Origin of the sequence: Enterobacter sp. PTB, assembly GCF_051130085.1 — a bacterium.
Lineage (GTDB): Bacteria > Pseudomonadota > Gammaproteobacteria > Enterobacterales > Enterobacteriaceae > Enterobacter > Enterobacter ludwigii.
Genome location: NZ_JBDKEE010000005.1, coordinates 46,279 through 64,025 on the forward strand (window position 1 = coordinate 46,279; position 17,747 = coordinate 64,025).

The 17,747-nt window shown below is 55.0% G+C and carries 16 protein-coding genes; 8 read left to right on the forward strand and 8 right to left on the reverse strand.

The window, feature by feature from the left end:
• Positions 1 to 18 precede the first annotated feature (18 nt).
• Positions 19 to 930 (forward strand): 23S rRNA (adenine(1618)-N(6))-methyltransferase RlmF, encoded by a 912-nt coding sequence (gene rlmF / locus AAIR21_RS07965; protein WP_020884914.1) that lies wholly within the window; start codon positions 19 to 21, stop codon positions 928 to 930.
• Positions 931 to 976: 46 nt separating this feature from the next.
• Here rlmF and ybiO read toward each other — a convergent pair whose 3' ends face one another.
• The 6 genes from ybiO to rhtA all read right to left on the reverse strand — a co-directional run bounded on the left by ybiO (position 977) and on the right by rhtA (position 7,579).
• A complete protein-coding gene (ybiO, locus tag AAIR21_RS07970) occupies positions 977 to 3,187 on the reverse strand; it encodes a mechanosensitive channel protein (RefSeq protein ID WP_047366371.1) in 2,211 nt (736 codons plus the stop codon).
• A gap of 131 nt (positions 3,188 to 3,318) precedes the next feature.
• Positions 3,319 to 4,041, reverse strand: a complete 723-nt coding sequence (gene glnQ / locus AAIR21_RS07975) for a glutamine ABC transporter ATP-binding protein GlnQ (protein WP_014169252.1) — start codon at positions 4,039 to 4,041, stop codon at positions 3,319 to 3,321.
• Positions 4,038 to 4,697, reverse strand: coding sequence for a glutamine ABC transporter permease GlnP (gene glnP, locus AAIR21_RS07980; RefSeq protein ID WP_014169254.1), 660 nt, complete (start codon positions 4,695 to 4,697; stop codon positions 4,038 to 4,040). The genes glnQ and glnP overlap by 4 nt, the downstream gene beginning before the upstream one ends.
• Positions 4,698 to 4,781: 84 nt before the next feature.
• Positions 4,782 to 5,525, reverse strand: coding sequence for a glutamine ABC transporter substrate-binding protein GlnH (gene glnH, locus AAIR21_RS07985; protein WP_014883108.1), 744 nt, complete (start codon positions 5,523 to 5,525; stop codon positions 4,782 to 4,784).
• Between the two features lie 362 nt (positions 5,526 to 5,887).
• A complete protein-coding gene (dps, locus tag AAIR21_RS07990; RefSeq protein WP_010428924.1) occupies positions 5,888 to 6,391 on the reverse strand; it encodes a DNA starvation/stationary phase protection protein Dps in 504 nt (167 codons plus the stop codon).
• Positions 6,392 to 6,691: 300 nt separating this feature from the next.
• Positions 6,692 to 7,579 (reverse strand): threonine/homoserine exporter RhtA, encoded by an 888-nt coding sequence (gene rhtA, locus AAIR21_RS07995; RefSeq protein WP_020884911.1) that lies wholly within the window; start codon positions 7,577 to 7,579, stop codon positions 6,692 to 6,694.
• Positions 7,580 to 7,933: 354 nt separating this feature from the next.
• Here rhtA and ompX point away from each other — a divergent pair, with 354 nt between their 5' ends.
• The gene (ompX, locus tag AAIR21_RS08000) at positions 7,934 to 8,452 is read left to right on the forward strand and encodes an outer membrane protein OmpX (RefSeq protein WP_020884910.1); all 519 of its coding nucleotides are present in this window, start codon (positions 7,934 to 7,936) and stop codon (positions 8,450 to 8,452) included.
• A 96-nt stretch (positions 8,453 to 8,548) separates the two neighbouring features.
• On the opposite strand, the gene AAIR21_RS08005 is transcribed toward ompX, so the two are convergent.
• Both AAIR21_RS08005 and mntS read right to left on the reverse strand, forming a co-directional pair.
• On the reverse strand, positions 8,549 to 10,132 hold the full coding sequence (locus AAIR21_RS08005; protein ID WP_183516516.1) for a phosphoethanolamine transferase: 1,584 nt from the start codon (positions 10,130 to 10,132) through the stop codon (positions 8,549 to 8,551).
• A gap of 283 nt (positions 10,133 to 10,415) precedes the next feature.
• Positions 10,416 to 10,547, reverse strand: coding sequence for a manganase accumulation protein MntS (gene mntS / locus AAIR21_RS08010; RefSeq protein WP_020884908.1), 132 nt, complete (start codon positions 10,545 to 10,547; stop codon positions 10,416 to 10,418).
• A gap of 183 nt (positions 10,548 to 10,730) precedes the next feature.
• On the opposite strand from mntS, the gene mntR reads away from it, so the two are divergent.
• The 6 genes from mntR (at position 10,731) to AAIR21_RS08040 (ending at position 17,741) form a co-directional block, all read left to right on the forward strand.
• Complete coding sequence (gene mntR, locus AAIR21_RS08015) at positions 10,731 to 11,204, forward strand: manganese-binding transcriptional regulator MntR (protein ID WP_014169260.1); 474 nt, start codon at positions 10,731 to 10,733, stop codon at positions 11,202 to 11,204.
• A complete protein-coding gene (locus AAIR21_RS08020) occupies positions 11,201 to 12,310 on the forward strand; it encodes an anion transporter (protein ID WP_020884907.1) in 1,110 nt (369 codons plus the stop codon). Before mntR ends, AAIR21_RS08020 begins: the two co-directional genes overlap by 4 nt.
• Positions 12,311 to 12,411: 101 nt before the next feature.
• Positions 12,412 to 13,506: an HlyD family secretion protein gene (locus tag AAIR21_RS08025; RefSeq protein ID WP_020884906.1), complete on the forward strand. Its 1,095-nt coding sequence runs from the start codon at positions 12,412 to 12,414 to the stop codon at positions 13,504 to 13,506.
• Entirely contained in the window at positions 13,503 to 15,074 is a 1,572-nt protein-coding gene (locus AAIR21_RS08030; protein WP_014169264.1) for a DHA2 family efflux MFS transporter permease subunit, read from the forward strand. The genes AAIR21_RS08025 and AAIR21_RS08030 overlap by 4 nt, the downstream gene beginning before the upstream one ends.
• Complete coding sequence (locus AAIR21_RS08035) at positions 15,074 to 16,594, forward strand: efflux transporter outer membrane subunit (protein ID WP_020884905.1); 1,521 nt, start codon at positions 15,074 to 15,076, stop codon at positions 16,592 to 16,594. Before AAIR21_RS08030 ends, AAIR21_RS08035 begins: the two co-directional genes overlap by 1 nt.
• 106 nt (positions 16,595 to 16,700) lie before the next feature.
• Positions 16,701 to 17,741 carry an aldo/keto reductase gene (locus AAIR21_RS08040; protein ID WP_014169266.1) on the forward strand — a complete coding sequence of 347 codons (1,041 nt, stop codon included), beginning with the start codon at positions 16,701 to 16,703 and terminating at the stop codon, positions 17,739 to 17,741.
• Positions 17,742 to 17,747 lie beyond the last annotated feature (6 nt).

The window sequence follows — 17,747 nt, forward strand, 5'->3', positions numbered from 1 at the left end:
TGTTTAAAGGAGAAAGCCATGACTTCCCAAAAGCCGGGATTGCACCCACGAAATCGCCATCGTAACCGCTATGACATGAATGCGTTGTGTCAGAGCTGTCCTTCGCTGCAGGACTACATTGTGCAGACACCTGCCGGTGAACCTTCGGTCAACTTTGCCGATCCGCAGGCGGTTAAAATGCTCAATAAAGCCCTGCTGGCACACTATTACGGTGTGGCGCACTGGGATATTCCGGAAGGCTTTCTCTGCCCACCCGTGCCGGGGCGGGCCGATTATCTCCACCATCTTGCCGATCTTCTCGCTGACGATCGCAACGGTGTCATCCCTGAGCAAGCATCCGTGCTTGATATCGGGACCGGGGCGAACCTGATTTATCCGTTGATTGGCGTTCATGAATATCACTGGCGCTTTACCGGCAGTGAAATCGGTAATGAGGCGTTTTCCAGCGCACAGGCGATTATCAACGCCAACCCTGGGTTAAGCCGGTCTGTCCGCTTGCGTCGGCAGAAAGATGCCGCATCGATCTTCAACGGGATTATCCACAAGAACGAAAGCTACGATGCCACCCTGTGTAACCCACCGTTCCATGACTCCGCGGCCACCGCCCGTGCGGGCAGCGAGCGCAAACGCCGCAATCTCGGTCAGGCGGAAGATGCCGCGCTGAACTTTGGGGGGCAGCAACAGGAACTGTGGTGCGAGGGGGGAGAAGTGGCATTCATCCTGCGAATGATTGAGGAAAGTAAAGTATTTGGCCGTCAGGTTAAATGGTTCACGACGCTGGTATCCCGTGGGGATAACCTGCCCCCCCTCTACCGTGCACTGACCGACGTGGGCGCCGTTAACGTGGTGAAAAAAGAGATGGCGCAAGGCCAGAAGCAGAGCCGCTTTATCGCCTGGTCTTTTATGGACGCTAACAAGCGCAGTAAATAACCCACAGGCAGGCCGGGTAAGGCGACGCCGTTACCCGGTCCCCACGCTATAAGGTGGGCTCCTGTGGCGGTGTGGGGGACGCCGGTGAGGGCAATACCTGATAGGTCTGCACCGGCATCCGCACCGCGGCCAGGTCAAAGTGTTTTTTCACCATACTGTCGAGCGCAAAGCGCACCGTCCACTGCTTCAGTGGCTGCGTGGTGAACGACACGCGCAGGGTAAATGCCGTGTTCGTCAGGCCGACAATACCGGCAAACGACGGCTCTCCAATCACCAGCCCGCGAATATCCTCCATCGCCATCATCTCTTCCACGGCGTCCCGTAGCGCCTGTTTCGCTTTATCTGCATCTTCATGACGGTCAACGTCGTAGTTGGCCACTACCGAGCCAATGCCTCGGACAAAGTTAGCGAAGGTGGTTATCGATGACCATGGAATTATGTGGTACGCCCCGGTGTCCTGGCGCACGCCGACGGAACGAATGGACATGCGTTCTACCGTGCCGGTTAACGGCCCAATCGTGACCAGATCCCCGGTGTTCATCCCGTTCTCAAACTGGATAAAGACGCCGGTGATTATATCCTTCACCAGGGTTTGCGAACCAAAGGAGATAGCCAACCCCAGCGCGCCGGCACCTGCCAGCAGCGGCGCGATGTTCACGCCGATTTCCGAGAGCACAATCATGATGGTGATGGTGCTGATAATAACCGCCAGCGCATTGCGAAACAGCGTCAGCAGGGTGCGGGCACGGGCGCTGGGCAGGGGGCGGCCGTGAATGTCGGACACCAGACGGTTCTCGATAAGGCTCGCCAGCAACGTCCAGCCAACCGCAGAGAAGAAGAGGATCAGCGCGATGCGAATTAAAATATCGACGGTCTTTTCGCCCGCGCCGTTGTGCAGCCAGTTCCAGAAGTCAAACAATCCCCATGCGTTAAGCAACAGCATAATCGCCACGCAGACGGTGAGAATGCGCGCCACTTTCAGTGATACCGAGATCCAGCCGTTGACCCTTTTTTGCAGTTCCGGATAACTGCGCTGCACCTGTGGCGAGAGGGTGAAGGTTTTCGATAGCCAGCGCGACAGCAGGCCAGAGACAAATGCCGCAATGCCAATGATGGCCAGGCTCTTGAACGTCGCCCCCATCATAAATTTCAGGCTGTTGCCCGGGTCGAACAGCGAGAAGAAGCACAACACGATAAAGTAGGCGCTCGCCAGCCAGTGCCACACCAGCGCGAAGGCGCGGATAAAGAGACTGAAAAACGACAGGGAACGATCGGCCAGATGCAGCAAGCTTTGGGTAATGGTCTTTTTGTTATGGAAGATAAGGTACAACGCCCAGACGGTAATGCAGATCATAATCAGCACATTCGCCAGGGCGCCAAACTGCACGTTGACCTGGTTGGAGATGATCGGCACGGCAACCAGCAGACCGTAACCAATCAATCCACTGAGCACGCTGAGGCGCAGCGCCCAGTATCTGGCGCTCTCATCCCGAATTGAGAAGGGGCGAAGATCCGGTACGTGCGGGCAAAATATCAAACGCAGCAGCGCCTTAAAGAACTCGATCAGCGCAAAGGCGTTGAGGAAGAGCGCCTGCTGGAAAGCGATGGTTTTATTGCCGGCGTTAAGCCTGTCGGCCAGGACCTGGCCCATAAACAGCGTCAGCGCCAGCAGCAGTAAATCGATGATAAATGCCGACGCTATCATCAGCGGCAGGTGTAACCAGCTGCTTTTCTGCTGGTTCTTCTTGCGTCCCCATTGCCCCATCTTACGGTAGAGCGGCCATGCGCACAGGCGTACCAGCCAGTAAAACAGAAATACAGCGCCCGCCAGCATCAAAAACTGCGTGGCGGCTGTCGTAAACGTATGGGGATTAAACGGTTTATGGGGCGAACCAATCAGGTTGCGATAGAGTTGGGCAAAGCGCGAGGAGAGCTCGCTTCCATAGTGACGGCTCACGTCGGTGACATTTTCCAGCACCGTTTTTTGTTCTTCCACTTGCGGAGGGGTAATTGTCGGCACCGGTTCCTGCGGCGGCGTGGCGGCGACTTTTCGCAACTGTCCGATTAACTCCTGCCGGGAGGTATCGTTTTCAAGCACATCGGCAAGGGCACTGTAGGCGGCTTTTTTCTGTTCAACATCCGGCTCTGGGGGCGGTGTCGTTTGCTGTGTGGCGGTCGTGCCGGTGGTGACGCCGGGGATGGAAACGGCGAACGATGGCGCACAAAACAGGCTAAGCAACAGCAAGATCCACGGCACGGCATCCTCCGGTGAAAATAATGAACAAAAAGATAAGTATAGAGGGCGAGGCGCGCGGGAGGATTTTTGGGAACAATCTGGCGTAAAAAAGCCGGGCATGCCCGGCTCAGAATGGCGTAGCTGAAGCGCTATCAGGAGACGTGCTGCAGGAACTCCTGCAGGCGCTGGCTCGGTGGATTGGCGATCAGCGCTTGTGGGTTACCGTCTTCAGCGATACGGCCCTTATCAATAAAGATCAGGCGGGAAGCCACTTTCTCAGCAAAGCCGATTTCGTGGGTCACGATGACCATTGTCATCCCTTCTTCAGCCAGATCCTGCATGACTTTCAGCACTTCGTGACGCAGTTCCGGGTCAAGCGCCGAGGTTGGCTCATCAAACAGCATCATCTTCGGTTTTACCGCCAGTGCGCGGGCGATAGCCACACGCTGCTGCTGTCCACCGGACAACTCAGATGGGTAGTGATGAGCACGTTCCGCGAGGCCGACTTTAGCCAGCAGATCTTTAGCCAGCGTTTCCGCCGCCGCTTTGCTGGCGCCACGTACGCGCAGTGGACCAAACATTACGTTTTCCAGCGCCGTCAGGTGCGGGAACAGGTAGAACTGCTGGAACACCATGCCAGCTTCCTGACGAATCAGACGGTCGTCGACTTTCGGGTCATTCACCTTCAGGCCATCGACAATCAGATCGCCGCTGGTGATCTCTTCCAGCTTGTTGATGCAGCGCAGCAGGGTCGATTTACCGGAGCCGGATGGCCCGATAATTACCACCACTTCACCCTGTTTGATGTTCAGATCGATATTGTGCAGCACCTGGGTTGGGCCAAAGTGCTTGGAAACGTTTTTAAATTCAATCACAGGATTTTCATCCTTCTTTCAAGACGACGCAGAACGAAACTCAGAACCAGAGTGATGATCAGGTAGACAACGGCTACCGCACTCCAGATTTCCAGCGCACGGAAGTTGCCCGCAATGATCTCCTGGCCCTGACGGGTCAGCTCAGCAACGCCGATAACGATGAACAGCGACGTATCCTTAATACTGATGATCCACTGGTTCCCCAGCGGTGGCAGCATGCGGCGCAGGGCCAACGGCAGAATGACGTGGCGGATCGTTTCGCGACGAGAAAGGCCTAACGCCAGACCCGCTTCACTGAAACCTTTATGAATCGACAGGACCGCACCACGGGTAATTTCCGCGATATAGGCACCTGAGTTGATCATAATGGTCACGACAGCGGCGCTGAACGGGTCAATGCGCAGGTCGGTGAAAGCCATTGGCAGGGCGAAGTAGATGAACATGACCTGAACGACAATTGGGGTGCCGCGGATCACTTCGATGAAAACCAGTGCGATGTGGTTTGCAATCCAGCCGCCGTAGGTGCGGGCGAAACCGGCGACAAGACCGATAATCAACCCACCAACCAGACCGAGGACCGAAATCCACAGGGTCATTTTAGCGCCTTCAAGCAAGATAGGAATGGCAGGCCAGATGGCGCTCCAGTCAAACTGCATGATAGTTTCCTGTTACTGTTACCGTGTTTCTAAAATAGCAGGGGCGAAAGGTCGCCCCCGAGTGAACGTCATTTTTAAGAATTATTATTTAGGCTCGGTACCGAACCATTTTTTATAGATTTCGTTGTAGGTGCCGTTCTCTTTCAGGGTTTTCAGCGCGCCGTTAACTTTCGTACGCAGGTCGTCGCTGCCTTTCGGGAACGCTATACCGTACTGCTGGGCTTCCAGAGAATCACCGACGGCTTTGAACTTGCCGTTGCCCGCCGTTTTGATGAAGTACAGGATGTTAGGGGTATCGTGCAGCACCGCGTCAGCACGGTTGGTACCCAGCTCCATGTAGGCGTTATCGATGTTCGGGAACTGACGCAGGTCTTTGGTTTTGATGTTTGCTTTCGCGTAATCAACAGAACCGGTACCGCCTTTCACCGCGACGACTTTACCGTCGAGGTCTTTCACGCTTTTTACGTCGTTATTATCGGCTTTCACCATCACCAGCAGGCCGCTTTTGTAGTAGCCGTCAGAGAAGTCGATCGCTTTTTTACGTTCTTCAGTAATGGTGATACCGGCCAGGGCCAGATCAACGTTTTTCGTTTGCAGTGCCGGGATGATGCCGCTGAAGTCCATTGGCTTCAGGGTGTAATCCAGTTTGAGTTCTTTTGCGATAGCAGCCCACAGATCAACATCAAAGCCAACGTACTTATCACCCTGTTTGAATTCAAACGGAACGAACGCCGTGTCGGTCGCCACAACCAGTTTGTCGGCAGCCTGGGAAGAGACCGCAAAAGCCAGGGTAAGTGCAGCCAGTGAAACTTTTAATACAGACTTCATAGCATTTCCTTTTATATCCACGGGGCGATCCCCTGCGAGAACGAGTGGCACAATGAAAAAATCGTGCCAACTTTACAAGCTGTTGTTTTACAAAGGGGATGATGTCATGCATTGCACAGAAAACGGGGCAATGAACTTTTATTGCACCAAAGTGGAGCACCGTTTTGGTGCGCGTCATTTGGCTCAACAGACGAAGCGTTATTTAGCGTAAATTCTGACGAAAAAACAATCTTCCGTTAACGGTTGTGTGAGGTGATTATTACAATTTTTTCACTTTTGCAGCGTCTCAGGCCAAAAACGTGCACCATAGATGTGCAAAACCCTCACCGGAGGGCGAGGGTTGTATAGGAAATTCTTATGAATTATTCGATGTTGGACTCAATAAACCACAGGAACTGATCCAGGTCGCGGGAAGCGGCGGTGAAGATATCGGCTGTATCTTCGTCTTTCGCTTCGCCGATAGCTTTACGCACATCATTAGCCACTATCGCGTAGCGGTCTGCCAGCTCTTTCAGGTGATCCTGAACGGTATGGATATCCAGCGGATAACTTTTCAGTGGCGTCTTGCTGTTAATCACCTGTGTGGTACCCAGTGCTACACCGCCTAACTGTACGGCACGTTCGGCCATGGTATCGAGGTGGGTAACCAGTGCTGTGCGGAAGCCATCCAGCATTTCGTGAACGGCAATAAAGTTTGCACCGCGCATATTCCAGTGGGCCTGTTTGGTGATCAGCGAAAGATCGATGAACTGGATCACCTGGCGATTCAGCAACTCAATGGTCGCTTTTTTGTCGCTATCCGATACATCGTTACGGGTATAAAGCAGATTAGACGCTTTCGTTTTCACCAGTTTAGCGGTACTCATAATCTCATATCCTCTTGATGTTTGTGTCCCAGGTAATTGCGGGATTAAGTATAGCACCGGATTTTTTCACTGTGGGGATGCTCTGCCTATCAGTTTAATAGTGAGAAGGACGTTGTGTTTACAATGCTATGAAATTAAAGGGATTATTTAAAATTGATGCAGATCAATCCTAATTCAGGAAAACGTTATCGACAGCGGGGGAAATATTTCACGAAGAGTGCAAAGTATGTAAAAAAATATTTTAAACGGGAAACTGGCCTTTATTCTGCATGGCTATAAAGCCACGCAGAATATAGGGCGCTAATTGAGGTCAATTTTCTCAACTTTAGGTTCCGGGCGCATCGTCAGCGTTGAGCCCATTGAGGCGGCGATAATCGAACACAGGGCCAGCGTCTGGGTGAAGGTCAGGGTTTCCCCGAGGAAGACCATCCCTGACAGGGCGGCGAGCGCGGGCTCCATGCTCATTAGCGTGCCGAAAATGCGCGTCGGCAGGCGCGTAAGGGCTATCATCTCTAAAGAGTAGGGGAGTGCTGTGGAAAGAATGGCGACCGCCAGCCCGATGGGCATGACTGACCATTGCCAGATGGACTCGGTGGCCTGAGCCATACCCACCGGCACAAAGATGATAGCGGCAATCAATGAACCGATTGCCACCGTCGCCGGGCCATGCTCTTCCCCGGCGCGCTGTCCGGTCACTATATAGATAGCCCAGCAGGCACCCGCCCCCAGAGCCAGCGCCGCGCCCGTGAGATCGATCTCTGAGACGCTCTGGCCCAGCGGCAGCAGGAACCACAGGCCAAGAACGGCTAAAATTACCCAGATAAAGTCAACGGGACGACGGGACGAGAAAAGCGCTACCGCCAGCGGGCCAGTAAACTCCAGTGCCACGGCAATCCCCAACGGAATTGTCTGGATGGAGAGATAGAACATGTAGTTCATCGCTCCCAGGGACAGCCCGTAAAAAAGCAGCGGTAAGCGTTGTTCTTTTTTAAAGCGTAAACGCCAGGGTTTGAAAATCACCACCAGGATCGCGGTTCCGAGGGCAATACGCAGGGCCGTGACCCCAGGCGCACCGACCAGCGGAAAGAGGGATTTGGCCAGCGAGGCACCGCTTTGAATGGACAACATGGCGATGAGTATGACGACAACCGGCAACCAGACCGACGACGAGCGGGATAACCCAGGCATCCTTTCTCCTGTCAACTTATGTCAAATGAAGTAAAGGTTGCAGTGTAAAGGAAATAAGCTGCAACGGTTGAGAGACCGTTGAAAAAAAAACGTGTAAATTCCGTAAAATGGTTAAGCGCTGGTGGATTTATCGCCTGTCAGATTAGGAATAATCTGGATGAATGTAACTGCGCAGACGCGCAGTATGAGCGTTTTATAGCGAAAATTGTATGTGATTTGAATGAGATAGCTGACGCTGGAAATGTTCTGTTACAGGAAAGGTTCAGTTAGACATCACGAATCACAAAGAGTTTCGCAAATTTTTTTGATATATTTAAAACTTACGGACTTACTTGAAGCACATTTGAGGTGGTTATGAAAAAAATTGCATGTCTTTCAGCACTGGCCGCTGTACTGGCTGTTTCCGCAGGTACCGCTGTAGCTGCTACTTCTACTGTAACTGGTGGTTACGCTCAGAGCGATATGCAGGGCGTGATGAACAAAGCTAACGGTTTCAACCTGAAGTATCGTTACGAGCAGGATAACAACCCACTGGGCGTGATCGGTTCTTTCACCTACACCGAGAAAGATCGTTCTGAAAACGGCGCATACAACAAAGGCCAGTACTACGGCATCACCGCTGGTCCAGCTTACCGTCTGAACGACTGGGCAAGCATCTACGGTGTTGTAGGTGTTGGCTACGGTAAATTCCAGCAGACCGAAAACCAGGGTCTGAACCGCACTGCAAGCAACAGCGACTACGGCTTCTCCTATGGCGCGGGTCTGCAGTTCAACCCAATCCAGGACGTCGCTCTGGACTTCTCTTATGAGCAGAGCCGTATCCGCAACGTTGACGTTGGCACCTGGATCGCGGGCGTAGGTTACCGCTTCTAATCACTTCGGTGAGCCAGTAAAAAATCCGCCCAATGTGGCGGATTTTTTTTTACATTAATCCCTCGCCTTGCAGGAGAGGGTAGCAGATTGCCCGGATTATTTACTCTTAATATCGAAGATATCGGTTCCCAGATGGTTATAGTCAACTTTCTGTAACTTGAAGTTGGTAACGTAAACTGGGGGAGCCTTCTTGTTAGAGACAAACGGGTACGCATTTTTTATCTGCTGTGCCGAAATCCCCGTCCACTGCGAGAAGAAGGTCAGGAAATCATTGGCCGAACGCCGCGCTTTAATAATGCGATGCGTTTTATCATCACTCGACACAACCATAAACGGTACCTGGAAGTTCTGCTGGAACTTGTCGTCGTGCGCCAGATACTGCACCTCTTTACCGCGCTCTTTAAACGCCAGCCCGTGATCCGAGAAGTAGACCATCGAGAAACTGTCACCCGTATTGCGTAACTGATCGTACAGTTTGCTCAGCAGGTCGTCGGTTTGCGTCATGGTGTAGAGATAGCATGAGGTCTCTTTGGATTGCACAAACTCTGCGTATTTACCGCCGGTCCGATCGCAGGCCTGCGGGTGAGACCCCATCAGGTGCAGAACAATCAGCTGCGGCTGGGTACGCGGAGAGGCAAAGACCTGCGCCGTCATTTTCAGCAACGCTTCATCTTTCGTGTTCTTGTCCGCTTCAAAATCACCGTTCTTCAGGAACTGCACTTCGTCGGCGCGTCTGGCGATACTGGCAATGGCCGTATCGTATTCGCCAATTTGCCCCTGATTGGAGAACCACCAGGTCTGGAAACCTGCGCGGTTCGCCAGGGTAACAAAGTTATCCTGAAACTGGGGTTTGTCATCGACCACCCGGTTCAGCGTCAGGCCGAGAGATTTCTGCGTTGAGCCGCTGGCCGCAACATAATCGGTAAACAGGGTGCCTTTGACCGAACTGGCGAACGGCGTGTTGTCCCAGTGTCCGCCAAAGGCTCCCATGGCGTCGCGACGTGCACTTTCACCAATCACCACCACATAGGTGTGATATTTGGGCTTCACGGCCAGCACGTTCCAGGTGTCTTTCATATTTGAAAGCTCAGCCATACGTGCCTGTTCGTCGAGCACCTCTTTATTGTTAACGACGACGTCTTTCACAAAACGGAACACCGGATAGCCGGTATCCTTCAGCTTGAAAACCCCACCCCAGGCCAGGTTTTGTACTGGTGCGACAAAGAATGTCACCACGCTGAACGCCAGGCACAGGTGCTCAATTTTTCCCCACGTTTTTTTCTCTTCCGCTTTACGGCGAACGGCTATCACGCCAAGGGCAAAGATAAAGAGGCCGACCACGTAGCTGTACCAGGGGAAGATCGTCAGGATCTCTGTCGACTCTTCCATATTGGTCGAGTGCAGCGCCAGCAGGGTATTAAAGTTCGGCGAGCCGTAAGCCTGACCAAACGGGAAATAGAGTGCAGCGACCAGAGAACAGATTCCGACTAACGTTTTTTGCGCACGCGGAGCCGTTCGCCACAGCACATGCAATATGCAGGTAAAGGCCACGGCATAAAGCAGGCTAAAGGGATAGCCCAGCGCAAAGTTAATCAGTAATGACTGCAAAAAGTAAAATCCCGTCCACGGGCTTAGGGCCCGGCTACGGGTAACAACGGTGTCTATCAGGGTTAAATTCATAGGTCACTATCATGGATAAAAACGCCATGTGCTCACCCTGGCGTCAAGGGTCATAACCTGCCTGACAGTGCGTGGAGAGGGAATGAGGGTCCGCTTCAGCGAGCCGCAAATTGTGCAGGGCTGCAAGAAGATAGTGCGAGCGCTAAATAATAGCAACAGTTGCTAAGCAGATGTTTTGCGAAGGGGATTGCAAATCCGTAAAAAAGATCGGGAATAGGGCGGCTAAAAGCCAGTGTACAGAGGGTTTGTGACGGAAAAATGAAGCGGCGTACCGCAACACCGCTTAGTGGGAAGGTTTGTCGTCCTGATGCGGGGGTTTGTTGTTAAACATATCGCACAGCATGTTCAACAGCATCAGGCGTACTTTAAAGGGAGAGTGGGTAAACACGTTCATACACCTCTTGAATTCGTTCATGAGACCTCCTGATTTTTGATCCCTTCGATCCGTGAAGGGTGACTGCATTACATACAGATATAGCACAGGCTATATTGTATAGCTATGGCTATTTCGTTAATTTTTTGTGCTTGTAGAGGGATGGTTTACAATGTGCGCTCTCGATACCGGGCGCTGGAAGCGTCACCCCACTGAGGAAGTACAATGAACCGTCGCGCAGGTAAGCCAACAATCAGAAAAACGACGCAACTGGTGAATGTTGAAGAACATGTCGAAGGTTTTCGCCAGGTACGTGAAGCGCACCGTCGTGAGCTGATTGATGACTATGTTGAACTGATTTCCGATTTGATTCGCGAGGTCGGGGAGGCGCGCCAGGTGGATATGGCTGCACGGCTGGGCGTTTCCCAACCGACAGTGGCAAAAATGTTAAAACGTCTGGCCTCCGTGGGCCTGATTGAAATGATCCCCTGGCGCGGCGTCTTTCTGACGCCGGAAGGGGAGAAACTCGCCCAGGAGAGTCGCGAGCGCCACCAGCTCGTCGAAAACTTCTTACTGGTGCTGGGCGTAAGCCCGGAAATTGCCCGCCGGGACGCGGAAGGAATGGAACACCACGTCAGCGAAGAGACGCTGGTTAAGTTTCGCGAATTTACCCTTAAATATGGTCCCTCCGCTGAATGAACATCCCCGGACTGCAGGCCCTGGCACGCGATCGTTTCTTCCATCTCTTATTCATCATTGGCGCAGTATTAAGCATCTTTGTGCCGTTTGCGCCACACACCTGGCCTGCGGTGATTGACTGGCGCACCATCATTACCCTCAGTGGCCTGATGATGCTCACCAAAGGGGTAGAGTTGAGTGGCTATTTTGACGTCCTGGGACGTAAAATGGTGCGCCGCTTTGCCACTGAACGCCGCCTGGCGCTGTTTATGGTGTTCTCTGCTGCGGTGCTGTCGACGTTTCTGACCAACGACGTGGCGCTGTTTATCATCGTGCCACTCACGCTCACGTTGCGTAAGCTCTGCGAGATCCCGGTTAGCCGGCTGATCATCTTCGAGGCGCTGGCCGTTAACGCCGGTTCGCTTCTGACCCCTATTGGCAACCCACAAAATATTCTCCTGTGGGGACGCTCCGGGCTGTCGTTTGCCGCTTTTACCTGGCAGATGGCTCCGCTGGCGCTGGTGATGATGGTGTCGCTGCTGGCGGTCTGCTGGTTCGCGTTCCCGGTCAAAAAACTGCAGTATCACAGCGGTACCACGGGCCCGCAGTGGCAGCCGCGTCTGGTGTGGAGTTGTCTGGCGCTGTACATCGTTTTCCTGTTCGCGCTGGAACTGAAGTATGAACTGGCGGGCGTACTGCTCGTCGCCGCCGGTTTTTTATTCCTGGCGCGGCGCGTGCTGATCAGCGTGGACTGGACGTTATTGCTGGTCTTTATGGTGATGTTTATTGATGTGCATCTGCTTATCCAGCTTCCGGTTCTGCAACACGTTCTGCACAGCGTCAGCGGCCTGTCGCAGCCGGGATTGTGGCTCACGGCGATTGGTCTGTCACAGTTCATCAGCAACGTGCCTTCCACCATTTTACTCCTCAACTACGTTCCCCCTGACACGCTGCTGGCGTGGGCGGTGAATATCGGTGGGTTTGGGCTGCTGCCCGGTTCGCTTGCTAACCTGATTGCCCTGCGTATGGCTAACGATCGTCGTATCTGGTGGCGTTTCCATGTCTGGTCGATCCCGATGCTGATTTGGGCCGCGGCGATCGGTTTCGGAATTTTCCTTCTCATATAGTGCGCAATTTGTCAGTTTTTCCTGGCAAACGTATAGCAACGTCCTAGCTTTAGTGAACGGCATAGTGTGATGCCGCTCACTGACAGGACTGTTGCTGACCTATGGCTGAAGATCAAAACCTGCCTGCTGACGAGCAGGAAAACAACACTAAACAGCGTAAGCGCCCGGGCAAAAAACCGTTAATCATCCTTGGCATTGTCGTGGTGGTGATGGTTATCGTGGCGCTGGTCTGGTGGTTTTTAACCCGTAACGAAGAGACCACTGACGACGCCTTTACCGACGGTGATGTGGTGACGATTGCCCCGAAAACGGCAGGCTATGTCACCGAGCTGCGCGTGCGCGATAACCAGCGGGTGAAAAAGGGTGACCTGCTGGTGGTTATCGATCCGCGTGATACCACCGCCCAGCGCGATCAGGCGCAGGCCCAGCTTGGGCTGGCGATAGCCCAGCTGCATCAGGCTCAGGCGCAGCTGGCGCTGTCAAAAGTCCAGTATCCCGCTCAGCGTGATGAAGCCAAAGCGCAGGTGATTAAAGCGCAGGCCGATCTGGCCAATGCGCAGGCGGAGTATCGCCGCCAGCGAGGCGTTGACCCGCGAGCGACCACCCAGCAAAGTATTGATACCGCCAATGCCCAGCTGCGCAGTGCCCAGGCGGGCCTGGCAAGTGCGCAGGCGCAGCTTGAAGTGGCAGAGCAGGTACAGCTGCAGATCCGCCAGCAGGAAACCAATGTGGAAGCGCGTCAGCGCCAGGTCGATCAGGCCAAAGCGCAGCTGGAAACCGCGACGCTGAACCTCTCTTACACCGAAGTCCGCGCCCCGTTTGACGGTTTTGTCACTAAACGCAACGTCCAGCCCGGCACCCTGGTGCAGGCGGGTACCGCGCTGTTTTCACTGGTCTCTCCGAATGTGTGGGTGGTGGCGAACTTTAAAGAGTCGCAGCTCGAACGCATGAAGCCGGGCGATAAGGTCGAGGTGTCCGTAGATGCCTGGCCGGATATGGCGCTCGAAGGCCATGTCGACAGTATTCAACAGGGCAGCGGCTCGCGCTTCTCCGCCTTCCCGTCGGAAAACGCTACCGGTAACTTTGTCAAAATCGTTCAGCGCGTGCCGGTGAAGATCGTGATTGATAAAGGGCTGGATCCCAACAAACCGTTGCCGCTTGGGCTGTCGGTTGCACCGAAGGTGACAGTGGAATGACGGATCACAGCCACGACAACTGGCGACCCGCCAGTAATCCGTGGGCGGTGGCGATTGTGGTCACGCTGGCGGTGTTTATGGAGATCCTCGACACCACTATCGTTAACGTGGCGCTCCCGCATGTGGCCGGGTCGCTCTCGTCCAGCTACGACGAATCCACCTGGGTATTGACCAGCTACCTGGTGGCAAACGGCATAGTGCTGCCGATATCGGCTTTCCTGAGCCGGGTTTTTGGCCGCAAGCAGTTCTTCCTCATCTGCATCGTGATGTTCACCGTCTGTTCGTTCCTGTGCGGGATCGCCACCGAGCTGTGGCAAATCATTCTCTTTCGCGTAATGCAGGGCTTTTTCGGCGGGGGGCTGCAGCCCACGCAGCAGTCGGTGCTGCTCGACTACTTTAAACCCGAGGACCGGGGTAAAGCGTTTGGCCTGTCGTCAATCGCCATCATCGTTGCGCCGGTACTTGGCCCGACGCTGGGCGGCTGGATCACCGATAACTACTCCTGGCGCTGGGTTTTCTTCATCAACATTCCGGTGGGGATTGTAACGGTGCTGGCGATCTACCAGCTGCTGGAAGACCCGCCATGGGAAAGCAAATCGAAAGAGAAGCTGTCTATCGACTGGACGGGGATCGGCCTGATCGCGCTGGGGCTGGGCTGCCTGCAGGTGATGCTCGACCGGGGAGAAGATGAGGACTGGTTTTATTCGAACTTTATTCGCACCTTCGCCGTGCTGACGCTCATCGGCATTATTGGAGCGATTTACTGGCTGGTGTATGCCAAAAAACCGGTGGTAGATCTGCACTGCATGAAAGATCGCAACTTCGCCATCTCCAGCCTGCTGATGGCGGGCATGGCGATGATTCTGTACGGCAGTTCGGTGGTGATTCCGCAGCTTGCACAGCAGGATCTGGGCTACACCGCCACCTGGTCGGGGCTGGTGCTTTCGCCGGGCGCCGTGTTGATCGTATTGACTATCCCGCTGGTGCTGAAGCTGATGCCGGTGGTGCAGACGCGCTGGATTATCGCTTTCGGTTTTACCTGCCTGGCGGTGTCGTTCTTCTGGTCACGTACGCTGACCCCGGATATCGATTTCGAAACGCTGGTGTTGTTCCGCAGCGCCCAGTCGATAGGGCTTGGGTTCCTGTTTGTTCCTCTCACCACCATTGCTTTTATTTCGATACCGAGGCGGCTGAACGCCGATGCGGCGGCGCTGTTCACCATGTTCCGCAACGTGGCGGGCTCAATTGGCATCTCGCTTTCTACGGCGGCCATTACCGAACGTTCCCAGGCGCACAGCGCGCATCTGGCCTATCACGCGTCACCGTTTAATGAACAGTTCCAGCTGGCGATACGCGAAAGCGCACAGGCGATCCAGAACTTCACCACTCAGGTCGGGGACCCTACCGGTATCGCCACCGGGCGCATGTACCAGACCATGATCGAGCAGTCGCGCTTCCTGGCGTATATCGACGTGTTCACCATTCTGAGTGTGGTAGCCATGTTACTGATTCCGTTTTGTTTGTTGCTCTCGCCGGTTAAGAGCGAGGGGAGTGCAGGAGCACATTGATGATACACAGACGTTTAACCCCCCTGATGATCATGCTGCTGGCAGGCTGTGCCATGGGGCCGGATTACCAGCCGCCGGCGTCGCAGACCCCGACACACTGGAACGACCCGGGTGACAGCGGCGTGAAGTCAAAAACGGCCTCGACGGCAACCAACCCACGCTGGTGGAAAACCTTCGGTTCACCGCAGCTGGACAGCCTGATAGAGCGCGCGATCGCGGGAAATTTATCCCTGCAGCAGACGGTATTGCGTATTGCCGGGGCGCGCGAACAGATTAACCAGGCGGGTGGGGCGTTTTACCCTTCCGTAAACGGTAATCTGCAGGCCACGCGCCAGCAGCTTGGGCTGGAGGGAGAGCTGAAATCCCACGGCGTGTACGACCAGCTTGATAACGTGGATCCTGAACTCAGGGGCGCGCTAGGGCCGCTGACGCAGCCGATCAATCTTTACCAGGGGAGCTTCGATGCGCAGTGGGAAATCGACCTGTGGGGCAAGGTGCGCCGACAGGTAGAGGCTGCCGAAGCGCAGCAGAAAGCGGCGATAGAGCAGCGTAACGACGCGCTGGTGTCGCTGGAGGCGGAAGTGGCGCGCGCATGGCTGCAGCTGCGGGGTGCGCAGAGCATCATTGCCACGCTGAACACCCAGATTAAGAGCGCGCAACAAACCCTGGAACTCACCGAAAGCCGCCAGCGGGGCGGGCTGTCACCGCAGATGGACGTTGAAAATGCGCGTGCCCAGTTGGGGAACCTCGAAGCGCAGCTTCCTCAGTATCAGGCCCAGGCACGGCAGGCAATGAATGGTCTCGCGATTTTACTCGGCAAGCCGCCGGGGGCGCTGGATGCGGAGCTGCAGTCGGCGCAGCCGATGCCCGCCCTGCCGGATATCGTACAAACGGGTATCCCCTCTACGCTGGCCCGTCGTCGTCCTGACGTGCGCGAGGCGGAAGCCAATCTCCACGCCGCCACGGCGCAAATTGGCGTTTCCGTGGCGCAGCTGTTCCCGAGCTTTACCCTCTCCGGGCAGTTCGGCCTGCGAAACAGCGAAACCAACTGGCTGACGGACTGGAGCAGCCACTTCTACAGCTTCGGCCCGCAGGTCTCGATACCGATTTTCCAGGGCGGAAGACTGGTCTCGAGCGTGAAGGTGGCGCGTGCGCAGCAGGGCGCGGCAGTGCTCGACTACCGCCAGACGGTGCTCACCGCGCTCGGGGACGTAGAGAATGCGCTGGTGAGCTACCGCACCGATCAGCAGCGTGAAGCCGGCCTTGCTAAAACCATCGATGCGTTGCAAAACGCGTTTGATTTGGCAAGCGACAGCTACCGGCAGGGGATCGCCAGCTTTATTGACGTGCTGGATGCCCAGCGGCAGCTGGCGCAGGCGCAGCAGCAACGCGCGCAGGCGCAGGTACAAAGCGCTCTCGATCTGGTTGCGCTCTACAAAGCGCTGGGCGGCGGCTGGGAGCCGTATCAGCAGGTGCAATTACCGGATTACAAGGTCTTTGGTGAGGCTCCGCGCGGATAAGATTCAGAGGATTGGGCAAGAAACGGACAGGAACACCACATTCGCGATGGCTATGGGGCGGGTATAACTATCGGGTACCCATCGAACGACATGCGAGGATTATCTTATGCGTTATCAAAAACTGGGCAATACCGGTCTGTTTGTGTCTGAACTGTGCCTTGGCACCATGACCTTCGGCGGAGAAGGCGGCATGTGGGGCAAGATTGGTCAGCTGCAGCAAAGTGAAGCCGAGCAGCTGGTGGGCCGTGCACTGGATGCCGGAATTAATTTCATCGATACCGCGGATGTGTATTCGGAAGGGCGCTCGGAGGAGATCACCGGCCAGGCGCTGAAGAACCTGAAAATTCCGCGCGAAAATGTGGTGGTTGCCACCAAAGTGTTTGGCGAAACGGGCACGGCCGGGGTGAACTCCCGCGGCAGTTCGCGCTATCACATCATCAGTAGCGTCAAAGAGAGCCTGCGCCGTCTGCAGCTTGATCATATCGATCTGTATCAGCTCCACGGTTTTGACCCGGCAACCCCGGTCGAAGAGATGCTCTACGCGCTGGATAACCTGGTGCAGCATGGGCACGTGCGTTATATCGGCGTCTCTAACTGGGCGGCGTGGCAGATTGCCAAAGCGCTGGGCATTTCCGAACGCCTTGGACTGGCGCGTTTTGCTTCGCTGCAGGCGTATTACACCATCGCCGGGCGCGATCTTGAGCGTGAACTGATACCGATGATGCAGAGTGAAGGCGTCGGGTTGATGGTCTGGAGCCCACTGGCAGGCGGTCTGCTTAGCGGAAAATATGGCCGTGACGGGCAGAGTGAATCCGGCGGTCGCCGCCTGGAATTTGACTTCCCGCCGGTGAATAAAGAGCGTGCTTTCGATTGCGTGGATGTGATGCGCACCCTGGCCGAGCGCAAAGGTGTCTCAGTGGCACAAATTGCGCTGGCGTGGTTGCTGCATCAGAAGGCCGTAACCAGCGTCATTATTGGTGCCAAACGTGTCGACCAGCTGGACGACAACATTGCCGCCACCGGGATCCGTTTAAGCGAAGATGAGCTTAAACAGCTTGATGCCGTCAGCGCGCTGCCGCGCGAATACCCGGGCTGGATGCTGGAGCGGCAGGGTGAATATCGTCGTCATCAGCTCGCACAACAATAACCGTCC